Origin of the sequence: Paenibacillus sp. Leaf72 (assembly GCF_001422685.1) — a bacterium.
Taxonomy (GTDB): Bacteria; Bacillota; Bacilli; order Paenibacillales; family Paenibacillaceae; genus Pristimantibacillus.
Map to the genome: position 1 here is coordinate 24,160 of NZ_LMLV01000009.1, position 23,841 is coordinate 48,000.

At 48.8% G+C, this 23,841-nt stretch carries 24 protein-coding genes; 21 read left to right on the top strand and 3 right to left on the bottom strand.

The window, feature by feature from the left end:
* Positions 1 to 2: 2 nt before the first annotated feature.
* Entirely contained in the window at positions 3 to 677 is a 675-nt protein-coding gene (sdaAB, locus tag ASF12_RS13750; protein ID WP_056035512.1) for an L-serine ammonia-lyase, iron-sulfur-dependent subunit beta, read from the bottom strand.
* 449 nt (positions 678 to 1,126) lie between these two features.
* Between sdaAB and ASF12_RS13755 the strand changes: the two genes are divergently transcribed.
* From ASF12_RS13755 to ASF12_RS13815, 15 genes are all read left to right on the top strand, one after another.
* The gene (locus ASF12_RS13755) at positions 1,127 to 1,672 is read left to right on the top strand and encodes a GNAT family N-acetyltransferase (RefSeq protein ID WP_056035515.1); all 546 of its coding nucleotides are present in this window, start codon (positions 1,127 to 1,129) and stop codon (positions 1,670 to 1,672) included.
* A gap of 166 nt (positions 1,673 to 1,838) precedes the next feature.
* Entirely contained in the window at positions 1,839 to 2,438 is a 600-nt protein-coding gene (locus ASF12_RS13760; RefSeq protein ID WP_056035518.1) for a DUF1572 family protein, read from the top strand.
* Positions 2,435 to 3,235, top strand: a complete 801-nt coding sequence (locus ASF12_RS13765) for a hypothetical protein (protein ID WP_056035521.1) — start codon at positions 2,435 to 2,437, stop codon at positions 3,233 to 3,235. The genes ASF12_RS13760 and ASF12_RS13765 overlap by 4 nt, the downstream gene beginning before the upstream one ends.
* A 157-nt stretch (positions 3,236 to 3,392) precedes the next feature.
* The gene (locus ASF12_RS34500; protein ID WP_155973146.1) at positions 3,393 to 3,539 is read left to right on the top strand and encodes a hypothetical protein; all 147 of its coding nucleotides are present in this window, start codon (positions 3,393 to 3,395) and stop codon (positions 3,537 to 3,539) included.
* Between the two features lie 69 nt (positions 3,540 to 3,608).
* Positions 3,609 to 3,779 (top strand): hypothetical protein, encoded by a 171-nt coding sequence (locus ASF12_RS34505; protein WP_155973149.1) that lies wholly within the window; start codon positions 3,609 to 3,611, stop codon positions 3,777 to 3,779.
* Between the two features lie 219 nt (positions 3,780 to 3,998).
* Positions 3,999 to 4,631 carry a phosphatase PAP2 family protein gene (locus ASF12_RS13770; protein ID WP_056035692.1) on the top strand — a complete coding sequence of 211 codons (633 nt, stop codon included), beginning with the start codon at positions 3,999 to 4,001 and terminating at the stop codon, positions 4,629 to 4,631.
* Between the two features lie 431 nt (positions 4,632 to 5,062).
* The gene (locus ASF12_RS13775; RefSeq protein WP_056035523.1) at positions 5,063 to 5,776 is read left to right on the top strand and encodes a FadR/GntR family transcriptional regulator; all 714 of its coding nucleotides are present in this window, start codon (positions 5,063 to 5,065) and stop codon (positions 5,774 to 5,776) included.
* 33 nt (positions 5,777 to 5,809) lie between these two features.
* Positions 5,810 to 7,000 carry a M20 metallopeptidase family protein gene (locus ASF12_RS13780; RefSeq protein WP_056035526.1) on the top strand — a complete coding sequence of 397 codons (1,191 nt, stop codon included), beginning with the start codon at positions 5,810 to 5,812 and terminating at the stop codon, positions 6,998 to 7,000.
* Between the two features lie 118 nt (positions 7,001 to 7,118).
* A complete protein-coding gene (locus ASF12_RS13785; RefSeq protein WP_056035696.1) occupies positions 7,119 to 8,636 on the top strand; it encodes an ABC transporter substrate-binding protein in 1,518 nt (505 codons plus the stop codon).
* A gap of 77 nt (positions 8,637 to 8,713) precedes the next feature.
* Positions 8,714 to 9,631, top strand: a complete 918-nt coding sequence (locus ASF12_RS13790) for an ABC transporter permease (RefSeq protein WP_099520528.1) — start codon at positions 8,714 to 8,716, stop codon at positions 9,629 to 9,631.
* A 17-nt stretch (positions 9,632 to 9,648) separates the two neighbouring features.
* The gene (locus ASF12_RS13795) at positions 9,649 to 10,572 is read left to right on the top strand and encodes an ABC transporter permease (RefSeq protein WP_056035529.1); all 924 of its coding nucleotides are present in this window, start codon (positions 9,649 to 9,651) and stop codon (positions 10,570 to 10,572) included.
* Positions 10,573 to 10,593: 21 nt separating this feature from the next.
* The gene (locus ASF12_RS13800; protein ID WP_056035532.1) at positions 10,594 to 11,568 is read left to right on the top strand and encodes an ABC transporter ATP-binding protein; all 975 of its coding nucleotides are present in this window, start codon (positions 10,594 to 10,596) and stop codon (positions 11,566 to 11,568) included.
* Positions 11,568 to 12,557 (top strand): ABC transporter ATP-binding protein, encoded by a 990-nt coding sequence (locus ASF12_RS13805; RefSeq protein WP_056035535.1) that lies wholly within the window; start codon positions 11,568 to 11,570, stop codon positions 12,555 to 12,557. The genes ASF12_RS13800 and ASF12_RS13805 overlap by 1 nt, the downstream gene beginning before the upstream one ends.
* Positions 12,558 to 12,588: 31 nt before the next feature.
* A complete protein-coding gene (locus ASF12_RS13810; RefSeq protein ID WP_056035540.1) occupies positions 12,589 to 14,625 on the top strand; it encodes a S9 family peptidase in 2,037 nt (678 codons plus the stop codon).
* Entirely contained in the window at positions 14,615 to 15,073 is a 459-nt protein-coding gene (locus tag ASF12_RS13815) for a hypothetical protein (RefSeq protein ID WP_056035543.1), read from the top strand. Before ASF12_RS13810 ends, ASF12_RS13815 begins: the two co-directional genes overlap by 11 nt.
* A gap of 54 nt (positions 15,074 to 15,127) precedes the next feature.
* Here ASF12_RS13815 and ASF12_RS13820 read toward each other — a convergent pair whose 3' ends face one another.
* Together ASF12_RS13820 and ASF12_RS13825 are read right to left on the bottom strand one after the other, a co-directional pair.
* Entirely contained in the window at positions 15,128 to 15,985 is an 858-nt protein-coding gene (locus tag ASF12_RS13820) for an alpha/beta hydrolase (protein WP_235533160.1), read from the bottom strand.
* Positions 15,986 to 16,091: 106 nt separating this feature from the next.
* On the bottom strand, positions 16,092 to 17,933 hold the full coding sequence (locus ASF12_RS13825) for an extracellular solute-binding protein (RefSeq protein ID WP_081418811.1): 1,842 nt from the start codon (positions 17,931 to 17,933) through the stop codon (positions 16,092 to 16,094).
* A 192-nt stretch (positions 17,934 to 18,125) separates the two neighbouring features.
* On the opposite strand from ASF12_RS13825, the gene ASF12_RS13830 reads away from it, so the two are divergent.
* The 6 genes from ASF12_RS13830 (at position 18,126) to ASF12_RS13855 (ending at position 23,691) form a co-directional block, all read left to right on the top strand.
* On the top strand, positions 18,126 to 18,656 hold the full coding sequence (locus tag ASF12_RS13830) for a hypothetical protein (protein ID WP_155973152.1): 531 nt from the start codon (positions 18,126 to 18,128) through the stop codon (positions 18,654 to 18,656).
* A 69-nt stretch (positions 18,657 to 18,725) separates the two neighbouring features.
* A complete protein-coding gene (hisA, locus tag ASF12_RS13835; RefSeq protein ID WP_056035553.1) occupies positions 18,726 to 19,481 on the top strand; it encodes a phosphoribosylformimino-5-aminoimidazole carboxamide ribotide isomerase in 756 nt (251 codons plus the stop codon).
* 30 nt (positions 19,482 to 19,511) lie between these two features.
* Complete coding sequence (locus ASF12_RS13840; protein WP_056035556.1) at positions 19,512 to 19,790, top strand: DUF2277 domain-containing protein; 279 nt, start codon at positions 19,512 to 19,514, stop codon at positions 19,788 to 19,790.
* Between the two features lie 185 nt (positions 19,791 to 19,975).
* Positions 19,976 to 20,176 (top strand): hypothetical protein, encoded by a 201-nt coding sequence (locus ASF12_RS13845; protein ID WP_056035559.1) that lies wholly within the window; start codon positions 19,976 to 19,978, stop codon positions 20,174 to 20,176.
* Positions 20,177 to 20,286: 110 nt separating this feature from the next.
* Complete coding sequence (locus ASF12_RS13850) at positions 20,287 to 21,519, top strand: aminopeptidase (RefSeq protein WP_056035566.1); 1,233 nt, start codon at positions 20,287 to 20,289, stop codon at positions 21,517 to 21,519.
* 447 nt (positions 21,520 to 21,966) lie between these two features.
* Positions 21,967 to 23,691 carry a proline--tRNA ligase gene (locus ASF12_RS13855; protein WP_056035570.1) on the top strand — a complete coding sequence of 575 codons (1,725 nt, stop codon included), beginning with the start codon at positions 21,967 to 21,969 and terminating at the stop codon, positions 23,689 to 23,691.
* The last annotated feature ends 150 nt before the right edge of the window (positions 23,692 to 23,841 follow it).

Here is a 23,841-nt window from a genome sequence, read left to right on the forward strand (position 1 = left end):
GCTCAGCTCCTTAAGGTGAGATCAATGACAGAGCTTTTGATCATATGGGGCAGCTGCTGGATTTTGAGCTGCGTCGCTGCTGTTATTTTCGTATCGGCTTCAATAACGGTCATCGCTTCGCCATTCCTCGCTTTCCGATCCACATCCATGTAACCTATATTGACGCCATCCTCGCAGAGCACATGTGTGATGCCGGAGAGTACGCCGGGGAAATCGCCATGAAGAAGCACAAGGGTTGGAAACTCCCCCGTACACTGAACATCAAATCCATTCATCTGATGAATCATAATATTGCCCCCGCCGATAGATGCGCCGACAATTTCAGCGTATCGATCTCCTGCCCACAGCTCGACTCTGGCCGTATTCGGATGCGGAACATGTCCGACTCCCAGGCTGAAGTTGATTTCCACGCCAGATGACCAAGCATCTTTAAGCGAATGGCGAATTCGGGCATCATCTGTATCATAATCAAGCAAGCCTGCCGCGAGTGCGAGATCAGTGCCATGTCCTTGGTAGGTTTCGGCAAAAGAACCGTACAGCTTAATAGCAGCTTTGTTCGGAACCGTACCGAGCAATTGCCTTGCTACGCGGCCAATCCGGACGGCGCCTGCTGTATGCGAGCTGGAGGGGCCGACCATGGCAGGCCCGATTATAGAAAATACATTTTTAAAACGCATCGCTTTACCACCGTTCTGATCAGTAATCACTGCTACTTAGAGTAACGCAACACTACTTTTCATGTCAATATATATAACTTTAGTGTTCGTCATCTAGGTTTTTGCGTTATTAAACATAACATTATTGCCGTGGTGATTCGACTGGTTCGCTGGTGCTGCCGAGTGTCAAGAAGCTGCTGACATCTTATAAAGCTTATTCATTTGCCAGCTCGCTTATATCTATCGTATTTCTGATACGGAAAGAAAAAAAGTTGTAGCTGTGGAAAATGCTATGTTTATTTTTGTTGTAAATGCAACAAAAATAGTGTACTATTTTTTTAACTCATTTGAAAAATAATATAACCAAAAAATAAAAAAACTATTTTCTGCAGAGCAAGAAAAGACGGTTTGCCCTTTACAATAAGGGAAGCGCGAGAAATGATTGATCTAGTAACAGGAGGAAAAATAAAATGAGTATAAATATAAAAAAGTGCACAATTGAAGATGTAAGATTGCTTCAAGAAGTTAGTGTTGAAACATTTATTGAGACATTTAGCCATCAAAATTCGCCGGAAAATATGAAAGCCTACCTGGAAAAAGCATTTAACTTTAACCAATTAGAAAAAGAATTATGTAATAGCTCTTCGGAATTCTTTTTTATTTATTCTAATGAGGAAATTGCCGGGTATTTAAAGCAAAACACCGACGATGCTCAAACTGAAATAATGGGCAGCGATTCGCTTGAAATCGAGAGAATTTATATAAGGAACAAATTTCATAAGCAGGGGCTAGGCAAACATCTAATAAATAAAGCTGTGCATGTAGCGATAGAGCGGAACAAAGAGAAGATCTGGCTAGGGGTTTGGGAAAAAAATGAGGGCGCAATTGCCTTCTATAAAAAAATCGGCTTTGTTCAAACAGGGGCCCACTCTTTCTATATGGGTGATGAAGAACAAATAGATTTTATAATGACCAAATCGCTCCTATCCCATTTGTCTGAAAGGCCATTCAACTGACGGAAAACATCCCGCACGAATATAAATGCCTTTCCAAACAAGTGGAAATGCTATTATAATTTTAATAAGAATGAGGAAGATAGCATCATGATGCTTGCAGGAGGTTGGAAACTAGCATAAAGCGGCGGAAGAATTATTTTTTACTCGTAAAAAAGGGGGCGTTGGAATGGATTTACAACGTGTTTATTTGGATAGCATTCAATCACAGTTCCACTACTACAAGAAGCTTGCTGAAAAAGCAATGAATCAGGTCGAGCCGGAGCAGCTGTTTGTGCAGCCTAAAGAGGATGTAAACAGCATTGGCACGATCGTCAAGCATATGTGCGGCAATATTTTGTCCAGATGGACGGATTTTCTGACAGCAGACGGCGAGAAGGATTGGCGGGATCGCGACGCCGAGTTTGAAAATGACTGGGCGAATAAGGAAGAGCTGCTCGCAAGCTGGGACGAAGCATGGGCTTGTTTTTTTCAGGCGATAGATTCGCTCCAGCCAGAGCAGCTTGGCCAAATTATTTATATTCGCAACGAAGGGCATACCGTTTTGGAGGCGATCAACCGTCAGCTGGCGCATTACCCCTATCATATTGGGCAAATCGTTTACGCTGCAAAAGGGTTGAAGGAAAACGAGTGGAACAGCCTGTCCGTGCCAAGAAACGGCTCGAAGCAATACAATGCCGGAAAATTTGCCAAAGAGAAAGCGATCAAGCATTTTACCGATGAGGAACTAAAGCGGTTGGATGGAGATAGAGAAGGGGAAAATGTTTGAGAATTTGTTACACGCTGGTTATTATCTGCTTGCTGTTCATGAGCGCATGCAGCGGCGGCACGAATACGAATACTGGGAGCATTGAGCCTGAAGCTGATCCTATTTTGGCAAGCGCAGCGCCTAGTCTGTTCAGTCAGGATCATGCATTGGATATGAGTCAGGGTGATTCGGAATCGCCAATAGCAAGCGCCACGGATGACGGGGCTGAAGCAGCAGATTTCGAGTCACTCGTTCCAACTGGATGGAAGGTGCTGGAGATTTTTGAGGGAGAGCCTGAGCAAGCAGAAGGAGATTTGAACAACGATGGGCTTGTCGACATCGCCGCTGTGCTGGAGAAGGAAGACATCTCGCAAGAAGCGCCGGATCGCGCCATTATGGTTGCTTTTGGACAAGAGGATCATACATACAAGCGGTCTGTTATTGCAGAGCATGCGGTAATGAGCGCTAATGAAGGCGGCATTTACGGCGACCCGTTTGAAGGCTTGACGATTGAGAAGGGCGTTCTTGTTCTTCGTCATGTCGGCGGGAGCAACTGGAGATGGTACAATACGTATCGTTTTCGTTATCAGGATGAGGCCTGGTATTTGATTGGGGCCACAACGGGCTCGTATTTTACGGGCAATGAGCTTATAGATAATGCCGATGAGGATGATTATAATTTGCTGACAGGTGATTTCGTGAAAAAAACATGGGATGAAGAGGCTGGTAAGCAGGTGGTTGAGAGAGGAAATCGCGGCAAGAAGGCGCTTGTGAACATACAGAATTTTGATGTGCTGGCGGCAGAACCGCAATATTAGGTTGAGACGTATACGAGACCGTCAAAGTGCGCTTTGACGTTCTTTTTACGTTCAAGTGAGGGCGAAAATTTCCGAATGCATTACATATGCCTATACCACATAGTGACCTTCTGCATAGGCTGTTATCATTACAAAGTAACGAAGGAGCTTAATCCGGATGTCAAAAACCACTACAAAACCGGAATCGAATGAACCTTCAGCTGATGATCTCGCCTTATGGTCTGCTGTAATATTAGTGGTTGGCGATCTTTTTGGGCTATTTGCCGTTTTAAAAGCCAGAGCGGAGAAAGATGATAACTCCTGACGAGGTTTTGAACAATCCCGCTTTATATAGGGCTGATGAATATAATCATCTATTGAGGAGGAGTAAATAATGGCTAATGAACAAAAAATAACCTCTGACGATCTGTTTAAAATTTCTGCTTCGTTGTCGTTGATTGGTGATGGTTTGGCCTTGCTTGCTCTAAAAAAAGCGGAAGAGGAAAGCAATAACCAGAAAGCGATTTCCACAGCAATTAATCGCCTAATCCGAAAACGCCCCTGAATTTATAATTGAAGAGAGGGAACAATAAGCGAATGCATACAGGAAAAAAGCCTGTTTAAGCAGGCTTTTGGTTGTAATTTGATGATTTATTTGTTCTGTCAATAGGTGGTGAATGCCCTGCGTTTCCATTCATAAAGAAAAAAGTAGTATACTGTTATCGTCCTTAATTTTGCAATATGTTTACAAAGGGCAAGAGGTCACGATAGTAAGGAAGTGGTTGTGTTCTCTCTTTCAAAGTTGAATGTGCTTGCGCTTGCGAGCTTCGTTCTATTTATTTCAATTGGGCTATCCGTTCAAACTGAACTGGTGAGGATGCTGGATCAAGAGGTAATCCATTACATTCAATTGTTCCATGCTCCGATCTGGACAAGCATCATGAAGTTTCTATCTTTTATTGGGTCTGTGTACATCGTGTCTCTGTTAGCGGTTCCCATTACGCTTTTTTTGTTGCTTGTTTGGAAGAGCCGCAGGGAGACGATCGTGTTTTTAACAGCTGTAATTGGCTCCGCGCTGCTGAATCTTGGGCTAAAGCTATTGTTTCAACGTGCAAGGCCGAGTTTAAATGCGATTATTGTTGAAGCAGGCTACAGCTTTCCGAGCGGTCATTCCATGAGTGCGTTTACCTTTTATGGAATCGTTACATACTTATGCTGGCGTCATATTCCGTTAGAGCAGGCGAGGATATGGCTGCTTGCCTTCAGCTCGATTATGATTGCCAGCATAGGGATCAGCCGAATTTATTTAGGCGTGCATTATCCGAGTGATGTTGTAGGTGCTTATTTGATTAGCCTGGTTTGGCTCATTGTCGTCATTCAGTGCTCGCGATATTTCACTCGTGTAAAAGCTGCTTAAAGCGACCAAAAAGCACCCCAAAATAATAGGAAGCAGTATAGAAGACCGCCAAAGGGTTTGGATCATACGTCCAAATGCCACTCGGCGGTCTTCTTTGAAATTTAAGAATTTATCAGGTTCACACTTATAATCGGCTTATATTTCATCGCGAAACGGCTGTTACCGCCAGAGGACGGCTACAGCCGTTTACGCTTGAAATATAGGAAAGGATATGATTATTCCATCCATTCTCTATATTTCTACGCGAAACGGTAGCTTTGCCGCCAGAGGACGGCAACAGCCGTTTACGCTTGCGCTAGGTGGATTTTGTCGGATAAAGGGAGCCGTTGTCGAAGAAAATTCAAATACCAAGTTGACAGATAGGGATTGATATGGTAGTTTTGGTCTAAGGTTTGAACCTTAATGTTTTTCTGTTGATTTGGAGGGGTCAAATGCAGTTCGAAAAAGTATCCGCTAAAAAAGTTAGCGATTTTATTTTGGAGCAGCTAGAGGAAGCGATTATCCTTAAAGATTTTCTGGCGGAGGAGCAACTGCCAACGGAACGTGAGCTTGCAGCAGTATTCAAGGCTAGCAGACTTGCGGTCAGGGAAGCATTATCCGACCTTGAAGGCAAAGGGCTAATCGAGAAGCGGATTGGAGCCAAGGGCGGCACATTCGTTCTTCCTTTAACGATAAACTCGCACCAGAGAACACGCGAGGAGGTGCGCGGCGGCTGGGACGATATGCTGAAAGTATTCGAATATCGCTCCATTATAGAGCCGGAAGCGGCTTACCTTGCTGCTAAGCGGATAAGCACGGCAGAGCTCGAACTGCTGCGGGGTTTTATTGAAACGAGCATGGAGGAGGATTGCACGCGTGAAATGTTCCGTTCCTTGGACGTCAAATTTCACTTGTCGATTGCGAAAGCTTCCGGCAACGATTATTTCGAGAAGGCAGTCAGGAAAATTCGCACCAAAATTAATCCTGCACTGGATCTGATGCCCTATAACGAGAACGTCAGACGGACAAGTTATGACAAGCATATGCTGCTGCTCGAAGCGCTTCAAGCCGGCAATGGAAACGGCGCGAAAGAAGCGATGAATCAGCATATCGACGAAACCGTACATGCGATTTATGCGCGTGTCGTTGTCGAAGGAGACAGTTAACTGGTCAACCGGCACTGTAGGAGGGTGAACAAATTGAAATTAAATGAGCTTCTTGCTCTTGCAAATCAGCAGAAGGAACAACTAGTAGCATGGCGCAGAGATCTCCATCAATACCCTGAAACTGGATTTGAGGAAGTAAGAACTTCGGGAATCGTCGCCGAGCATTTGCGGCAGCTAGGCTTGGAGGTTCAGACGAATATTGGGAAAACAGGCGTTGTCGCACTGCTTCGCGGCGAAAAGCCTGGTCCCACCATCGCGCTTCGGGCAGATATGGATGCCTTGCCGATCGAGGATTTGAAGAGCGTTCCTTATAAATCGAAAATACCGGGAAAAGCACATTTATGCGGCCATGATGCTCATACGAGCATGCTTATGGGCGCAGCCCAGCTGCTAGCAGGTTTAGGGAAGCCGGTAAGCGGAAATATCAAATTTGTATTTCAGCCTGCCGAAGAAGGGCTTGCTGGAGCGAAAGCGATGATGGACGACGGTGTGCTGCAAAATCCCGCTGTGGACGTAATGGCAGGGCTTCATGTCTTTCCTGCGCTGCCGACAGGCTCCATTTCAGTAACGAAGGGAGTTGCCTTCGCTTCAGCGGACAGCATTAAGATCAAGGTGATCGGCAAAGGCGGTCACGCTGCCCGTCCTCATGAGGGAGTAGATGCGATTACGGTAGCGGCACAGGTGATATCAGCCTTGCAGCATGTAGCGAGCCGTCTGGTTGATCCGCTTGAGCCGGTGGTCGTGACCATTGGCAAAATCAACGGAGGCTACATGGGAGCAGCGATTGCGCCAGAAGTGGAGATGGTCGGCACAGTTAGGACACTGACACCGGCAGTACGCGATCGGATGCCGCAGCTGCTTGAGGACATCATTCGCGGCGTGACCTCATCCTTTGGCGCGGATTACGAATTGAACTACCAGATGGGCTATCCGGTTGTGCAAAACGATGAAGCGATGGTTGATTTTCTTACCTCGACAAGCGAGCAGGTACTCGGCGGGAAAAAATGGATTTATGTAAAGCCGTCGATGGGCGGCGAGGACTTTGCTTTTTATTCAGAGGCTGTGCCAAGCGTGTTTTTCCGCTTGGGGGTTGGAAGCGGAGAGGCATATACATCCTACCCGCTGCATCATCCCCAATTTGATTTGGATGAAGCTGCTCTCCCTTATGGAGCTGCAATGCTGTCGGCCCTTGCACTTAACTATTTGGCTGATCCGCAATTGTGAATGGCAAGGTGAAACTTATAAATTCTTATATTAGAACAAACAAACTAAAACGAATTTCAGGAGGCTGTGCGATTTGAAAAGATGGTATGTACAGGGCTTTGCAGCAATAATAGCGGTTATGCTGGTTGTTACAGGATGCGGCAATGCCGCAGAGACGAAAAATGAGACGCAAACGAATGGCGGGACGGCTAGCGCTCCAACTGGCGCAGACAAAACGACTTTAACGATCGCTAACTCGACGGATATCGAAAGCTTCGATACCCACAACAACAACAACACGATGAGCGAAGCGGTACTCGTCAATGTGTTTGATTATTTGCTGAAAAATGACGACGAGCAAAACAAAGTGCCCGTGCTTGCCACTTCGTGGGAGCAGGTCAATGATACAACATGGAGATTGAAGCTGCGCGAAGGCGTCAAGTTCCACAACGGCGATCCATTCACAGCGGCGGATGTAAAGTTCTCGCTTGAGCGTGTCGCAAAGGATACCACTTTGAAGCAAAACACCTATTACAAGCATATTAAAGAAGTCAATGTTATTGACGATTTTACGGTTGATATTATCACTGAAACGCCAGACCCGATTATGCTTAATCGTTTGTCCCGTATGGGTGCAGGCATCTTGCCTTCCAAATATATTGAGGAGAACGGCATGGAAGCTTTCTTGAAAGCTCCGGTAGGCACAGGCCCTTATAAATTTTCCAAATGGACGAAAGATGACCGCATTGAGCTGGTGAAAAATGCCGATTATTTCGGTGGAACGCCGAAATGGGAAAATGTTGTTTTCCGCTCCATTCCTGAAGCGTCCACTCGTGTATCCGAGCTGCTGACAGGCGGCGTTGATATTGCTGCTGGCGTTCCGGCAACGGACATTGCCCGTATTGACGGCGTCGATGGCCTGAGTGTAGAACAAGCGAAAATTCAGCGTGTGCTTCATATCATTATGCGCATGACGGAAGGTTCGATTACTGCTGATCCGAAGGTTCGCGAGGCGATTGATCTTGCGATCGACAATCAGGTTATTATCGACAGCATCGCTGGCGGCGCAGGCATTCCGACTAGAACGTCGGTTACCCCTGGCAACTTCGGTTCAGATCCGAGCTTGTATGATACGTTTGAGTACGACCAAGAGCGTGCGAGAGCTTTATTGAAAGAAGCTGGTTATGAAAATGGCGCGAAAGTATCGTTCTCAGCTTCCGTACAATACAAAGAGGTGGCCGAGGTCGTAGCAGCGATGCTTACGGATGTAGGCTTTGAAGTTAATTTGGAAATTTTGGAAGCCAGCAGCTTCAGCGAGAAGCTGAACTCGAAGAAGTTTAACGAGCTGTTCCTGCTGGGCGTAGGAAACTCCTTGTTTGATGCCTCGAACAATTACAATCGCTTCAAGAAAGAAAATGCCGCTGGTGAGACGGATTATAACAATCCAGAAGTAGAAGAGCTGCTGCAATCGGCGCTGCAAAACATGGATTTAGCTGACCGTGAGAAGCAATACCAGAAGGTTCAACAGCAATTTACAGTTGACCGTCCTACTATTTATTTGTATCAAATGAAAGGCATTTACGGCGTCGGAGCAGGCATCAGCTATAAGCCAAGGCTCGATGAAATGTATTATGCGGAAGACATTACGCTAAAATAGCATCAACTATAAAGGGGGGAATAGCGTTCTATTCCCTTCCTTTTGCTTTAATCTATTACAGGGAGAGGGGCCGTTCAGTGGGCAAATACTTGATCAAATCTTTGCTGCAAATGGTGCCGGTTCTATTTCTCATATCCGCCATCGTTTTTGTGCTTGTGCATGTGACGGGTGACCCGGTCAATCTGATGCTGCCGGAAACGGCAACAGCGGAGGATCGGGCCGTTCTGTCTGAGGCGCTGGGGCTGGACCGGCCTCTATATGTTCAATTCGGCCTATTTCTCTTTAATGCAATCCAGGGAGATTTCGGACATTCCTTCCATTACGGACAATCAGCTTTGCCGCTTGTGCTGGAAAGGTTGCCTGCAAGTTTCCAGCTTGCTGGAGCGGGAATGCTGATTGCAACGCTGATTGCGATTCCACTGGGCATTATTTCGGCGCTGAAGCGCAACACTTATTTGGATCTATTCATTTCAGGCTTGTCTGCGCTTGGCAAAGGGATGCCGAATTTCTGGACGGGCATTATGCTGATTTTATTATTTTCGGTCATATTAGGCATTTTCCCCGTTTCCGGTAAGGGCGGGCCGGAGCATCTTGTCCTTCCGGCCATAACGCTTGGAGCCGGCATTGCGGCGCAAATGACGAGGCTCATTCGAGCAAGCATGCTGGAGATTTTGAATCAGGAGTATATTCGTACGGCGAGAAGCAAGGGGCTGCTGGAGACGATCGTTATTTTCAAGCATGCGCTGCGCAATGGACTTATTCCCGTCGTTACAATCATGGGCCTGCAATTTACAAGCCTGATCGGCGGGACGCTCGTAACCGAGACCGTGTTCTCATGGCCGGGGCTTGGACAACTGCTCGTGTCGGCCGTCAATACGCATGATATGTCGATTGTACAGGCAGCCGTATTCGTCATTGCCATCATCGTATTGGTTGTGAATTTATTAACGGATATTGTATACCGGTATCTGGACCCACGCATTAAATACAGTTAAAGCCAGAGGTGAGGCAGATGTCGTTATTATCCAAATCGCAAGCGGATGGCTTGCTGGGCAAGCGGTCCGAGGAAACGGAAAGCCGGTGGCGGCAAGGCATAAAGTCGCTTTTGAAAAGCAAGACCGGTACGCTCGGTATTCTGATTGTACTCGCCGTGTGCATCATTGCTATTGGCGCGCCATTGTTTGCCACCCATGAGCCAGCGAAGATCAGCCCGGCGCAGCGGCTGCTTCCGCCGATGTGGCTGGAGGGCGGCACGCATGAGCATTTTCTGGGGACGGATAATTTGGGCAGAGATATTTGGAGCCGAATTGTTTATGGCTCGCAAGTATCTTTAATCGTCGGCATTGGTGCCGTTATGCTGTCAGGTGCAATCGGAGCGCTTCTGGGCTTGCTTGCAGGCTTTTATGGCAAATGGGTAAATGCCATTATTATGAGGGTCGCCGATGCCTTTATTGCTATTCCGGCGATTTTGTTTATGCTCGTTGTACTCGCCGTACTTGGACCGGGACTTGGAACGCTAATCTTCGTTATTGGCGTAACTAACTGGGTCTCCTATGCGCGGGTTGTCCGCGGGGAAGTGCTCAGCGTGAAGGAACGGGATTTTGTAAAAGCTGCGAGAGCGCTAGGCGCACGGAATGGGCGGATTATTTTCACCCATATTTTGCCGAATGTATTGTCATCCTTCATCATTATTTCCACGATGAGCGTGGCTACAACGATTATTATGGAAGCGTCACTTAGCTTTCTAGGGCTTGGCATTAAGCCGCCTGCCGTTTCCTGGGGCGGGATGCTGAGCGATGGTCGCCAATATTTGGCTACTAGCTGGTGGGTTGCTACTTTTCCGGGGCTTGCCATTACGATTACGGTTCTAGGCGTTATCTTTTTCGGAGATTGGCTTCGCGATATGCTGGACCCTCGCATGAAATCGAAGGAATAAGAAGGGAAATGAGGGAGCAATATGCCGACACCTTTGCTGGAAGTTAAACATTTGCAAACGAGTTTTAAAACGGACAAGGGCGTTATCCCTTCAGTGAACGGCGTTTCCTTCTCCGTCGAAGCGGGGGAAACGCTAGCTATAGTAGGGGAATCAGGCTGTGGAAAAAGCGTTACGTCGCTTTCCATTATGGGTCTTATCGCATCTCCAGGTACTATAACGGGCGGGGAAATTACATTCCAAGGGCGCGATCTGGTAAAGCTCTCTCGCAAGGAGCTGAGAAAGTTGCGCGGCAACGAAATGTCGATGATTTTTCAAGAGCCGATGACATCGCTTAATCCTGTATTTACAATTGGCAATCAGCTGGCGGAAGTATTCCGCGTCCACCAAGGCACAAGCAAAGCGGAGGCCAAGCAGAAAAGTATAGATATGCTGCAGCGTGTAGGCATAGCTAATGCTTCCAAGCTGGTTCGCCAATTTCCCCATCAGCTATCGGGAGGGATGCGGCAGCGGGTTATGATTGCGATGGCGCTCGCCTGTGAGCCGAAGCTGCTTATTGCTGATGAGCCGACAACGGCGCTGGATGTGACGATTCAGGCGCAAATTTTAGATTTAATTTCAAAGCTCAGCAAGGAACAGCAGACGGGCGTTATTTTAATTACGCATGATTTAGGCATTGTTGCGGAAATGGCGGATCGGGTCGTCGTTATGTATGCAGGGGAAGTTGTCGAAGAAGCATCGGTCATCGATCTCTTTGCTGCTCCGAAGCATCCCTATACAGTCGGTCTGCTCGGTTCTTTGCCAAGAATGGATGAGCAGAGGGAGCAGCTAGCGTCAATACCCGGCATGGTACCTAATTTGCTGGACATGCCAAGCGGTTGTCCTTTCCACCCTCGCTGCTCCTATGCAGGCAGCGAATGCATGGTCATAAAACCGGAGCTTGAGCGAGTTGGCAATGGTCATTATGCGAGATGCCTGAAAAGCGAGGAGGTGTCATGATGAACCAGAGTGGCTTTAATGCGGCGCCCCTGCTGGAAGTGAAAGATTTGCGAAAGCATTACCCCTTGAAGCGGGGCTTGTTTGCCCGAGGCAATGAGTATGTCCGAGCAGTAGATGGCCTCAATTTCACGATTAATCAAGGGGAAACACTGGGCATCGTCGGCGAATCCGGCTGCGGCAAATCAACAACGGGCGAGATGGTAGCGCAGCTGCTTGAGCCGTCGTCTGGCGAGATTTGGTTTGAGGGCAGGCGTCTTACGGGAATGAATGAGCAGGACATCCGACAGGTAAGGCGAGAGCTGCAAATTGTTTTCCAAGATCCATACGCCTCGCTGAATCCAAGAATGACCGTTAAAGATATCGTTGGTGAGCCGCTCAAAATTCATGGTCTGGCGAAAGGGCGCGAGCTGCAAAGCGAGGTAGTCCAGCTGCTGGAGACTGTGGGCCTTGGTGCCCATCAGTTGGACCGTTATCCCCATGAGTTCAGCGGCGGACAGCGCCAGCGAATCGGTATTGCAAGAGCGCTCGCGCTTAAGCCGAAGCTGATCGTCTGCGATGAGCCCGTATCGGCGCTGGATGTATCGATTCAAGCGCAAATTTTAAATTTGCTGAAATCGCTGCAGCAGCAGTTTTCACTCACTTATATTTTCATCGCCCACGGCTTGCCTTCCGTGAAGCATATTAGCGATCGCATTGCGGTCATGTATTTAGGGCGGATTGTGGAGCTTGCTGACCGTGACGACTTGTTTGCGCGGCCAAAGCATCCGTACACGCAGGCTTTGCTGTCGGCCGTTCCTGTACCTGATCCGACGATCCGCAAGGAGCGGATTGTGTTGTCTGGCGAACTTCCGAGCGCTGTTAATCCGCCGACTGGCTGTGCCTTTCATCCTCGCTGCCCTTATGTGCAGCCTATATGTAAAATTGAAGCGCCTGCCTTGGAACCTTCCGGCTCCAGACATATGGCGGCCTGCCATTTTCCGCTTAACTAGACTAAAGCTAAGATCAAGAGGAGGCGCTTATATGCCTGAGCCTAAACGCTTAATCGAGCCTGAGGATTTATACCATTACAGCTGGATCAGCGATCCGTCCATTCATCCGGTGACATCTTCAGTCGCTTATGTGTACAAAGAAATCGATCAAGATAAAAATGATTATAAGACGCATATCCGCGTCGTAACGATAGATGGCCAAGAGGATGCTTCATTAACGGATGGTTCCAAGGATTTCGCACCGAGCTGGTCGCCGGATGGGCTGAAGCTGGGCTTTCTGCGGGTGAACGAAAACGGCAAGCAGCTGTGGCTGGCAGATGTGAGCGCAGGTACTGCTGCCCAGCTTACTTCGGCAAAGCATGGCGTTGCTGCTTTCGTCTGGTCGCCAGATGGGAGCGCAATCGCCTATACGAGCCGAATAAGCGAGGAAGAGGCGCAGGGAAAGCTCACAAAGGAAGAAATCGTCAAGCAGGAAAGCCGCCGCGGCCGAAGCTACGAGCGGACGATTCCGAAAGCGGAAGGAGCAGGCTGGTGGGATGGCAGATACAGCCAGCTGTTTCGGGTTGAGGTAACGAGCGGAGAAGTGACGCAGCTTACGTCAGGCAGGTTTAATGTATCACAGCCCGTGTGGACGGAGGATGGGAGCAAGCTTGCTTTTTTAAGCAAAAAAATAGATGATCCCGAGCTTGACCCGGATTTAATCGCCTATCAGGATTTGTTTACAGTCAGGGCAGTTGGCGGAGAGCTTTGCCGGATTACGGATCGTTCACTGAGCATCAGCCAGTTCAGCTATTCGCCGGACGGCAGCATGATTGCGTTAATTGCCGAAGACCGCAAGTATGGCAGTGGCACTCAAAGCAACATTTATACAGTGCCAAGTAGCGGTGGAGCTCCTGTCGCATGGCAGGAGACGGATGTTCAGGTCGGCAATTATATTTTGAACGACATGCGCACGGCTGCGGTTATGCCCGGCCCGTTGTTTGCTAAGGATGGAACGAGTGTATTCGCATTAGGTACGCATCATGGACAAGCCCAGCTTTATTGGTTCAGAGAAGCTGGAGCACCGGAGCCGGTCTCATCGGGGGAACGCGACATTTACCAGCTAGAGGAAACCAGGGATGGCCGTTACTTTATTATGCTGTCTATGGATGCTCATGGATCAGGCGAGCTTTACCGTTTGGATCGACTGAGCGGAGAGGAGCTGCGGTTGACGTCATGGAATAAGGCGGCAATGGAGGAACTGGACATTAGCATTCCTGAGACGTTATGGTTCGATTCCACGGATGGCGACCGTATCCAAGGCTGGATGATGCGCCCGCCAGCACTCCCTCAAGGCGGAAAGGCGCCGCTGGTGCTCGTCATTCATGGCGGCCCGCATGCGATGTATGCGCCAACCTATAGCCATGAACTTCAAACGCTAGCTTCCGCAGGATACGCAGTTCTCTATGTAAATCCACGCGGAAGCTTCGGTTATGGCCAGCGCTTCGCGCAGAGCTGCCGAGGAGATTTCGGTGGCGGAGACTACCGCAATTTAATGGACGCCGTCGATGCGGCGCTTGAACGCTTTGATTTTATCGATCCTGAGCACTTGGGTGTCATGGGTGGAAGCTATGGAGGGCTAATGACCAACTGGATCATTTCCCAAAATAACCGTTTCCAAGCGGCTGTGTCACAGCGCTGCATCTCAAATTGGCTTTCCTTCTACGGGACAAGCGATATTGGCATTTCCTACACAGAAGGCATCGTAGGCGGGAACCCATGGGAGCAGCAGGGCTTGCTGTTGGAAAAATCGCCACTGACCTATGTGAGTCAAGTGAAGGCTCCGGTGCTTATTATGCATGGTGAGCAGGATTTTCGCTGTCCAGTCGGCCAATCTGACGAGTGGTACACCGCTCTTAAGCGGTTAGGCAAGCAAACGAAGCTCATTCGCTATCCAGGCTCTAATCACGCCTTTCTCAAAAACGGCAAGCCCTCTTATCGCGTGGAGGCACTCCGTGAAGTAAACGCTTGGCTGGGCAAGCATCTTGCCGCAACTGCTCAAACAGGGGGCGCGCCAGATGAAGCATAAAATGCAATTGCCGCTGCCGATTGCGTTGCTCATTGAAAACTGCCGGACTAGCGGCGAATCGGATGCGCATATTGCGGCTTGTATACGAAGCAAGGATTTCTCCTCCATTATCGATCGAACGGCAGAGCCTTCAATGGCATTCGTAGAGCGGGTCCAGCTTGCAGAGGAGCTGCATATTGATTTGGAGGAAGCTTTCCGCAGCGGCTATGAATTCGGTTTTTTGCATTTAAATGGTTTGAAGAAGCTGCTTCGTTTCCGCTTCGGCCTTCAAGCAGAGCGGGATTACAGAAGCGTGGACGATGGAGTGCGGGGTTTTGTACTGGATGAGCACGCAGCAAATGAGCTGCAAGCTCTTATCTATCGGCAGTGGCAGATCGTTCAGTATAGGGAAGCTGATGAAAGCGGGAGACGCTTGTTCTCCATTCATTTAAAGCAGGAAAATTATTAATAAAGTATGGAGGGAAGGGCAGCCGGATGGCTGCCTTTTTTTCTTTGGTACAGGTTAGTCTCTTCCCGCCTCATATAGCTTTTGCGCCAGCATGCGCGGCTCGGTTTTTGCGGTAGAAAAATGATCGCCATGCCCATAAATTAGTCGGAATAAGCCCAGTCTGCTCGACATGTGAGGATGCCAGCCATACATTTGATTATATTGCGGCATAACGTTGTCTACCGTGAAGTACAGATAGCTTCTGGGGGTAGTCAGGCTGTAAAATTTTTTGAGATCCAGCTTTTCATAAAATGGGCCAGCGGGCTCCGGTGTAATTTGGCTGTACACATGTTTGGCAAAACCGAGGCCTGCAAGATTGACGAAGGTTTCTCGAAAAAAGGGAAATGGCAGCATAATTGTATTATCCTTGGAGCTTTCTCTCAGCTGTTGAAAAAAGACCTGGGCAGCCGGCTGAAACTCGTCCGCGACCATTTCCCCGTCATTCAGCACGAAGGCATTGAAAAATACGAGCCGTTTCAGGCGGTCCGGAACAAGCTCTGCCACTTTTTGAACTAAAGAGCCGCCAAAGCTATGTCCCACTAGGACAATTTGCTGCAAATGATGGGCGATAATGAAATCTGCAATCGAGCGCGATAACATCCCGTGGGTCACGGCTTTGTTCGGATCCTTGCCGTGTCCGGGATACTCTGGCGTATACACGGTGTGGCCCATTTTGCGCAGCTCAGCAGCTGATTCGTCCCAAAAACTGGCATCCGCCCAAGAGCCGTGAATAAGCACAAAGGTAAGCGGCTGCTGTGGTTCGGCTGTTTGTACTTTCATATGCATCGCGGCATGATGAGGCTGGGCTTGCCAGCCATTCATCGGATACGTGCGATAAGGATCGCGATTATAGCTTGCATAAGTAGCATTCATCTTCATATCCCTCTCAGACTAAGATGCTCCACTATATGCCCAGACGTGTAAATAGGTTAATGCTCGGCAAGACTAGCTGCCTGTGAAAATGCGGCTAGCCAGCCGCTCACTTGGCTGGGACTGCAAGATGGGTATGGATATCGGCGATCATTAGCTTATATTCTTCGCTCGCTACAAGAGTGGCGATATAACGCTCCCATTCCTCAATCGTTGCTGCCCCCATAATCACTTTAATTTTAAACATCACCAGCTTATTGTTTAGATCGGCATATTTGCCTTGGCTCCAGAAGCTGTTAAGCTGAGGCAGCGTCGTGTCGGCATAAGAGGTTTTACGCCACTCGGCAACGGCAGCTTCATAAGTGCTCCTTACATTGGCAGGCAACGCTGCTACACTTTGATTGCCTTTCAGCATATCGGTTTGTCCGAACAGATGATTGATGGCAGAATAGTCCGCGGCACCAAGCTCGGCAATCGCTCCCCATTCGTTTTTCTCCGTCATTTCATAGCCGCGATTCAGCCAGTTCAGCATCAGCCCAGGTTCGGTTCTCGTCATGGCGCTAATGATATACATCCCATTTCCCTCCAGCTTCCATGGGGCAATCGCTGGGCTTGCTGAAGTAGCTTGAATGCCGGAAAGCGGCACCCACACCGCTTGTCCAGCAGAAAGCTGGGCTGCTTCGGTGACGCTCATGGCAGCAAGGCCAGTGAGATTTTCACTCAAGCGGTCTTGCGTCTGTTCCCCAGTTCTAACGGCGAATTCTTTGTCCACCAGCCCATCGCGGTAAGCGTGAGCGAGCCATTTCAGCGCCTGTGCTTGTTCAGGCGCAGCGGCATGATCAATCAGCTTGCCGTCTTTCATGGAGAAACGGTCAGGGCTTCCTGTAAAAGCTTGCTCGACCCAAGTTAGCGTACCTAGTCCGGCGGCAAAGGTATAGCCCGATAATCCGATTGTATCCTGTTTGCCATTGCCATCCGGATCGTTAAACGTAAATTGCTTTAATACCTCATATAGTTCATCCATCGTTTTGGGCTGGGCTAAATTCAGCTTATCCAGCCAATCCTGCCTAATGGCTGGGAAGGGCGCGTCATGCTGATCGCCAGGGCGGGCAATGCCATAAAGCTTGCCATTAATGACTCGGCCGCCCAAGGCGTTATTGCCCGCAAGCGCCTTTAACCGCGGATAAGCATCCAGCTGCTTCGTCAAATCAACCGCAAGGCTCTCCAGCAGCTCATCGTTGTACTGGTACGGATCTTCAAGCAGCATGATAGAAGCGGGATCACCCGCAGCGAACAGGACGGTTGTTTTTTCCTTATAAAATTCCGGATCAGCCAATTGCAGCCGCACATCGACATTCATATTTTCCTGCATATATTTAAGCAGCGGCATAGGTGAGGCTACCGTGCCGTCATTTGGCTTTGTCATCACGCTAAATTGCGGGAGAGCATGCGGATCGCTCACAAATGCCGTTCGATGGAAGGCGTCCCAGGTGACGCTGAGGCCAGATGCTTCTGCAACGAGCCTCAGCGGCAGCCAAATCATTTTTTTGTCCAAATAAGGGGCTGTTTTCAAATGGTTTATCCGTTTGCCACCGATCTCCATTTCCTTGCGATCCGCCCAAAATACGAGCCCCAGCTTGCTCGGATGTTCGGCGGTTAACCGCTTCTCACCAGCATGCCAGGTGAGCTTGTAGCCGTATCCTTCCAGAACGGCTTTTCCGGGAACCATTATTGTTCCTTCTATCATTCGCGGAGGAAAAGGAAGGCTGACAGTCGTATTTTGAAAAGAGACGGAAACTTGCGAGCGCGCCGTATTATTTTCAGAAGCGGTATCGTCCGTCCATGGGCTGGACATGCTGGCAGAAACGTCAGACACAGCGGTGAATGCGGTTACAGTGGCGACTAACGTCAGACCAGCAAGCTTGGTTACGTGCAAGAAACGTCGTTTCATAAGTTATCCTCACTTTCAGTTTAAATAATTCCAATAATTACTAGACGTAATTTAGGCCAAAAGGTTACCGTTTTATTCAAATAATTGGCCATAAAAGCGGAATAATTCGGATTAGTCGGTTGGAATCCCGTCCAATAAAATTTATAATGGAAGGGACAAGGCAAGCGCCTCTATACATGTAGGAGGAAATGAATGATGGAAAGAGCGAAGGAGCTGTTCCTTCTGCATTTCGGCAGCTTTATGAGCATGCGCCAGGCAGGCGTTTATGAAGCGTACAAGCAGTTCGAGATTGATAGGGAAGTAGAAATCGAGTGGTATAACGAATGTATAGACAGCTGCACGAATCAATTGTCGATTCGAGACTGGGATGCGGCTGCATCGCTGCTGGTCATTGTGAAGGTACACAATAATGAGCAAATCATAAAAAATGTGGTCGCCTTCGTTACGAAGCAATTAATGAGTGCGGACAGCATCGTCAAGCTGATGTACGCCGAGCATATCATTGAAATGATTAAGGCGATGCGCCAAACGATTTCCGATTCCGTCCGCTTTGAGGCTTATGAAGCAGTGCTTCATTTGCTAGAGGATATTATGAAAAAGCCGCTGGTCGTTGATCCGGGGCATGAGCTGTCCCTTTTTCAGCTGAGAGACAAGAGGTCGCTTAACAATCGCGCGCAAATCAGCATCGATACGATCAAAAACGATGGTTACTGGAAGGAATAACAGCTTTAAGGCATGTGCAATGAAAAATAATACGAATTTATAATTCGTCTCAACTTTGGGGGAATCACATTGAAATTCAGACCTTGTATAGATATGCATGATGGAAAAGTGAAGCAAATTGTGGGCGAGACGCTCAGTACGGACAATCATGCGGTCGTGGAAAATTTCGTTTCCAGCCATCATTCCGTTTATTATGCCGAAATGTTCAAGAAGGACGAGCTCGTTGGTGGGCATGTCATTATGCTGGGAGGCGGCAACGAAGAGGAAGCGGTTCGCGCCCTTCAGGCGTATCCGGGCGGCTTGCAAATTGGCGGAGGCATTAATGCAGGCAATGCCCAGCACTACCTTGCGCAAGGCGCTTCGCATGTCATTGTGACCTCTTACATTTTCAGCAATGGGCAGCTTAATAAAGACAATCTGGAGACGATCGTCGCTGAAGTTGGCAAAGACAGATTAGTCATTGATTTGAGCTGCAAAGAGCGTGACGGCAAGTGGTATGTGGTGACGAACCAATGGACGCAGTTCAGTGATTTTGAAGTGAATGAAGCTAACATTCGCATGCTGGAGCAATTTTGCGATGAGTTTCTCATTCATGCCGTTGATGTGGAAGGCAAGCAGAGCGGCATCCAGCAAAGCTTGGTGAAGGCATTGGCGCAATGGGTGACAATCCCTTGTACTTATGCGGGGGGCGCTCGTTCGCTGGCTGACCTAGAGCTGTTCGAGAGCCTATCTGGCGGCAAGCTGGATATTACAATCGGCAGCGCATTGGATATTTATGGTGGTGCCTTGCCTTACGAGCAGGTTGTTGCTTATTGCCAAAGCTAGTATGCAATCAATGACAGGAGGAGAATGAAAATGTGCCGAAACATTAAGCCTTTGTTTAATTTTGACCCTCCAGCAACGGAATATGAAATTATGGCAGCCTCGCTGCAATTTGTCCGCAAAATATCCGGCTATAACGCACCCTCGAAAGCGAATGAAGAAGCCTTCCGCATCGCTGTTGCAGAAGTGGCGGCTGCGGCAGAGAAGCTGATGAGTTCGCTTGTGACGAATGCCGAGCCGCGCAATCGTGAAATCGAGATGGAGCGCGCCCGCGCCAAATCGGCCAAACGTTTTGGTACAAGCAACGAATAAAAGCATAAATCAGCAGGAGATTGGGGGATGAGACTTGTACCTCGATCTCTTTTTTTAAAATATAGAGAAAGGATATGATGTTCCCATCTTTTCTCTATATTTCTACGCGAAACGGTGGCTTTGCCGCCAGAGGACGGCGACAGCCGTTTACGCTTGTGATAAGGGAAGGGGCTGGGGGTTCGCGTATGAAGTGGAAGGTTGTCGCTAATGGGAACAGTTATTTAGTTTGCCGTAAAACGTGGCACTCGCCTTTATGGATGGGAATTGTCAAGAAAGACATTCGCAGCATCACGATTAATAATCGCTCCTTTTCAGTTGAGGTATTTGCCGACTGTTCGACGTCCCAGCTTGCGCATAAGCTTCTAATGCTTGCGGAACGGCCGTAGGCTGGCCGCATTTGAGATCATCCGTAAAGATGATTATAATGAAAGTAAGTTCGCGATTGTTTTACAAATGTGCTTTACACAATTATCCAAATGAAAAGGGGAATTTACATATGTATCCTACACAGCAGCAATTAGAAAATTATGCGGCACTGGCCGTTAGAACGGGCGTCAATGTCCAACAAGGACAGACGGTTGTCCTGATGACGCCAATAAGCGCAGCTCCGCTGGCTCGGCTGATTGCCATGAAGGCTTATGAAGCAGGAGCGAAGCATGTACAAGTGGAGTATAACGATGAGGAGCTAGCTCGCATTAAGTATAAGCTGGCGCCAGAAGAGGCTTTTGGCGAATACCCAATGTGGCGCGCCAAGGCGTGGGAAGGGTATGTGGAGCAAGGGGCGGCGTTTATTACTATTTATTCGCCGAATCCTGATCTGCTCACGGGAGTGGATGCCAATCGGGTGGCGACAGCAACGAAAGCCGCATCGACTGCGCTCAGCGGCTATCGCGGTGCACTGATGAATCATTCGAACGCATGGACGCTTATTTCCTACGCGACACCAGAGTGGGCAGCTAAAGTGTTCCCGGATGTATCGCCGGAGGAGGCGGTGCAGAAGCTGTGGGAAAGAATTATTGAGGCGACACGCATTGGCCTGGAAAACCCGATTCAGGCTTGGAGCGAGCATAATGCCAAGCTGCTGCAAGTGGTGGAGCTGCTTAATGGCAAGCGTTATCGTCAGCTGCGCTATCAGGCGCCGGGTACGGACTTAACGATAGATTTGCCGGAAGGCCACATTTGGCTAGGCGGAGCAAAGGCGAATGCCAAAGGCGTGCTGTTCAATCCGAATATGCCTACTGAGGAAGTATTTACGATGCCGCATAAGGATGGCGTGAATGGCACGGTTCGCAGCACAAAACCGCTCAATTACAACGGCCAGGTTATTGACGGCTTCTCCTTGACGTTCAAGGATGGCAAGGTGACGGAATATTCGGCTGAGAAGGGCTATGAGGCGTTATCGCATTTGGTCGGAACGGATGAAGGGGCGGCGAAGCTCGGTGAAGTGGCGCTTGTGCCACATAACTCGCCCATTTCCAATTCTAATGTTATTTTCTTTAATACCCTCTATGATGAAAATGCTTCCTGCCATTTGGCGCTGGGGCAGGCTTATCCGGTTAATCTTAGCGGCGGCACGACCATGTCACCGGAAGAATTGCTTGCACATGGAGCGAATCGCAGCTTGGTGCATGAAGATTTTATGATCGGTTCAGCTGAGATGAACATTGACGGCATCACGCAGGATGGATCGGCAGAGCCTATTTTCCGGGGTGGCAACTGGGCAATTTAAATGTCTAAAGCAAAAGGAGCGGTCCTGGTGAGGGCCTGAGGGCCACTCCTTTTTTCTTAAACGCTTGTCTTAATAAAGTTTTTTTAAAAAAGCCAACCTCTTGACTCGTGTAATCATTTCAGTTATTGTAATGTAAATTATAAAGCTTTTATCATAAACATCATGCAATAGCGTTGACCAAGAAAGAAGCGCTCCAGCTTCGCTGTCCAGAGAAGAAACCCACCGGCTGCAAGGTTTCTCGCTGCGAACGAGCCTTCTCCTGCCTTGCGAGCTGTGACGGGAATTCAACCGTTGCCGGTACATGCCGTTATCATGTTTGAGGATCGCCAGGCTTGCTGTTGGCTTTGTGGTCAAACTAGGGTGGTATCACGACACATTCGTCCCTGACGATGTGTCTTTTTTGTTTTTTCATACTAAATGATGGTCGAAAAAAGGGGAGTGCGGCTCATGCGCCAAAGTCAATTATTGCTTCATACTTTACGAGATTCACCTGCGGACGCCGAGGTGATGAGCCATCAGCTGATGCTGCGCGCCGGATACATTCGCCAGCTTGCTGCGGGAATTTATACGTATTTGCCGCTTGGAAGGCGTGTGCTGCGCAAAGTAGAGACGATTGTGCGGGAGGAAATGGACAGGGAAGAAGCTCAGGAGCTGCTTATGCCTGCGATGCAGCCGGCTGATTTATGGCAGAAATCCGGGCGCTACACCGCCTACGGCCCAGAGCTGACTCGATTGAAGGACCGCCACGAGCGTGAATTTGTATTAGGACCAACACATGAGGAGGTTATTACTTCCTTAGTAAGCAACGAAATCAGCTCTTACCGGAGGCTGCCCGTCACCTTGTATCAAATTCAGACGAAGTTCCGGGATGAGCGGCGTCCGCGCTTCGGCCTGCTGCGCAGCCGGGAATTTCTAATGAAGGATGCTTATTCCTTTGATACCGATTGGGAGGGACTGGACGCTTCCTATTGGAAAATGTACCGTGCTTATGAACGAATTTTCAATCGTTGCGGCGTTAATTTCCGTGCAGTGGAGGCGGATGCTGGAGCCATCGGAGGAGAAGGCGGCACGCATGAGTTTATGGCGCTTGCGGATATTGGCGAAGATACGATTGCGGTGTGCGACAGCTGCGCTTATGCTGCCAATTTAGAAAAGGCGGAGTCGGCGGCAGCGTCGTTTGAGGCGAAGCGAGAAGCCGAGACTACGAATAGCGAGCAGCCAGTGGAAAAATTTCATACCCCTAATATGAAGACGATTGATGAATTGGTTCAACAATTGGACGTTAAAGCAGCTGATATCATCAAGACCCTAATTTGTCTCGTCGATGATCGCTTAGTTGCAGTTCTCATTCGAGGCGATCATGAAATGAACGATATTAAAGTGAAAAATGCGCTTGACGCCGAAAACGCAGCTATTGCCGATGCCGATACCATTCAGCGGCTGACAGGAGCGCCTGTAGGTTTTATTGGCCCGATCGGTCTCGATCTTCCATTGCTCATTGATGATGCGGTTATGAAAATGACGGCTGCCATCGCCGGGGCGAATGAACGGGACTACCACCATCGTCACATCGTTCCTGCGCGGGATTTCGCTCCCCAGCATATTGGCGACTTCCGGAGCGCGGCCGAAGGAGACGGCTGTCCGCGCTGTGACGAAGGGAAGCTGCAATTTTTCCGCGGCATTGAAGTGGGGCATGTGTTCAAGCTGGGCACCAAATACAGCGAAAAGCTTGGCGCTGTTTTTCTCGATCAAGCAGGCAAAAGCATGCCGATGATTATGGGCTGCTACGGGATTGGCGTATCGCGCATGTTATCCGCTGCGATAGAACAGCATCATGATGCGGCAGGAATAGTATGGCCGCTGGCACTTGCTCCGTACCACGTACATCTGATTCCGATATCCGTGAAGGATGAAACGCATATGAAGGTAGCCCAGCAGCTTTACAATGAGCTGCAAAGCAGCGGGGTGGAAGTATTGCTTGATGACCGGGAAGAGCGGCCAGGCATAAAATTCAAGGATTCGGATCTGATCGGCATTCCACTGCGAGTGGTTATTGGCAAAGACGCGGAGCAGGGGAAAGTTGAATTTGTTCAGCGCAAGGGCAATCAGAAAGAGCTCATCACGATCGAAGAGGCTGGCGAACGCATTCGCCAAATGGTATCGGAGAAATAGTAAGATAAGACTTTTAACGGATGTAACTAACCTGAGCAGCTGAATGTATGTTTATTAAAATATAAGCTGCGTCATTAAAGAGCATTCTCGCAAATGAGAATGCTCTTTTTTACGCTGCCTAAAACTAAGTGATGCGAAAAAATACGTTCA

What these genes read in the sequence shown, in the direction of transcription:
- sdaAB (WP_056035512.1), bottom strand. Translation starts at nt 677, where the DNA reads ATGCGTTTTAAAAATGTATTTTCTATAATCGGGCCTGCCATGGTCGGC.
- ASF12_RS13755 (WP_056035515.1), top strand. Translation starts at nt 1,127, where the DNA reads ATGAGTATAAATATAAAAAAGTGCACAATTGAAGATGTAAGATTGCTT.
- ASF12_RS13760 (WP_056035518.1), top strand. Translation starts at nt 1,839, where the DNA reads ATGGATTTACAACGTGTTTATTTGGATAGCATTCAATCACAGTTCCAC.
- ASF12_RS34500 (WP_155973146.1), top strand. Translation starts at nt 3,393, where the DNA reads ATGTCAAAAACCACTACAAAACCGGAATCGAATGAACCTTCAGCTGAT.
- ASF12_RS34505 (WP_155973149.1), top strand. Translation starts at nt 3,609, where the DNA reads ATGGCTAATGAACAAAAAATAACCTCTGACGATCTGTTTAAAATTTCT.
- ASF12_RS13775 (WP_056035523.1), top strand. Translation starts at nt 5,063, where the DNA reads ATGCAGTTCGAAAAAGTATCCGCTAAAAAAGTTAGCGATTTTATTTTG.
- ASF12_RS13785 (WP_056035696.1), top strand. Translation starts at nt 7,119, where the DNA reads ATGCTGGTTGTTACAGGATGCGGCAATGCCGCAGAGACGAAAAATGAG.
- ASF12_RS13795 (WP_056035529.1), top strand. Translation starts at nt 9,649, where the DNA reads ATGTCGTTATTATCCAAATCGCAAGCGGATGGCTTGCTGGGCAAGCGG.
- ASF12_RS13800 (WP_056035532.1), top strand. Translation starts at nt 10,594, where the DNA reads ATGCCGACACCTTTGCTGGAAGTTAAACATTTGCAAACGAGTTTTAAA.
- ASF12_RS13805 (WP_056035535.1), top strand. Translation starts at nt 11,568, where the DNA reads ATGAACCAGAGTGGCTTTAATGCGGCGCCCCTGCTGGAAGTGAAAGAT.
- ASF12_RS13810 (WP_056035540.1), top strand. Translation starts at nt 12,589, where the DNA reads ATGCCTGAGCCTAAACGCTTAATCGAGCCTGAGGATTTATACCATTAC.
- ASF12_RS13815 (WP_056035543.1), top strand. Translation starts at nt 14,615, where the DNA reads ATGAAGCATAAAATGCAATTGCCGCTGCCGATTGCGTTGCTCATTGAA.
- ASF12_RS13820 (WP_235533160.1), bottom strand. Translation starts at nt 15,985, where the DNA reads ATGAATGCTACTTATGCAAGCTATAATCGCGATCCTTATCGCACGTAT.
- ASF12_RS13825 (WP_081418811.1), bottom strand. Translation starts at nt 17,933, where the DNA reads ATGAAACGACGTTTCTTGCACGTAACCAAGCTTGCTGGTCTGACGTTA.
- ASF12_RS13830 (WP_155973152.1), top strand. Translation starts at nt 18,126, where the DNA reads ATGATGGAAAGAGCGAAGGAGCTGTTCCTTCTGCATTTCGGCAGCTTT.
- ASF12_RS13840 (WP_056035556.1), top strand. Translation starts at nt 19,512, where the DNA reads ATGTGCCGAAACATTAAGCCTTTGTTTAATTTTGACCCTCCAGCAACG.
- ASF12_RS13845 (WP_056035559.1), top strand. Translation starts at nt 19,976, where the DNA reads ATGAAGTGGAAGGTTGTCGCTAATGGGAACAGTTATTTAGTTTGCCGT.
- ASF12_RS13850 (WP_056035566.1), top strand. Translation starts at nt 20,287, where the DNA reads ATGTATCCTACACAGCAGCAATTAGAAAATTATGCGGCACTGGCCGTT.
- ASF12_RS13855 (WP_056035570.1), top strand. Translation starts at nt 21,967, where the DNA reads ATGCGCCAAAGTCAATTATTGCTTCATACTTTACGAGATTCACCTGCG.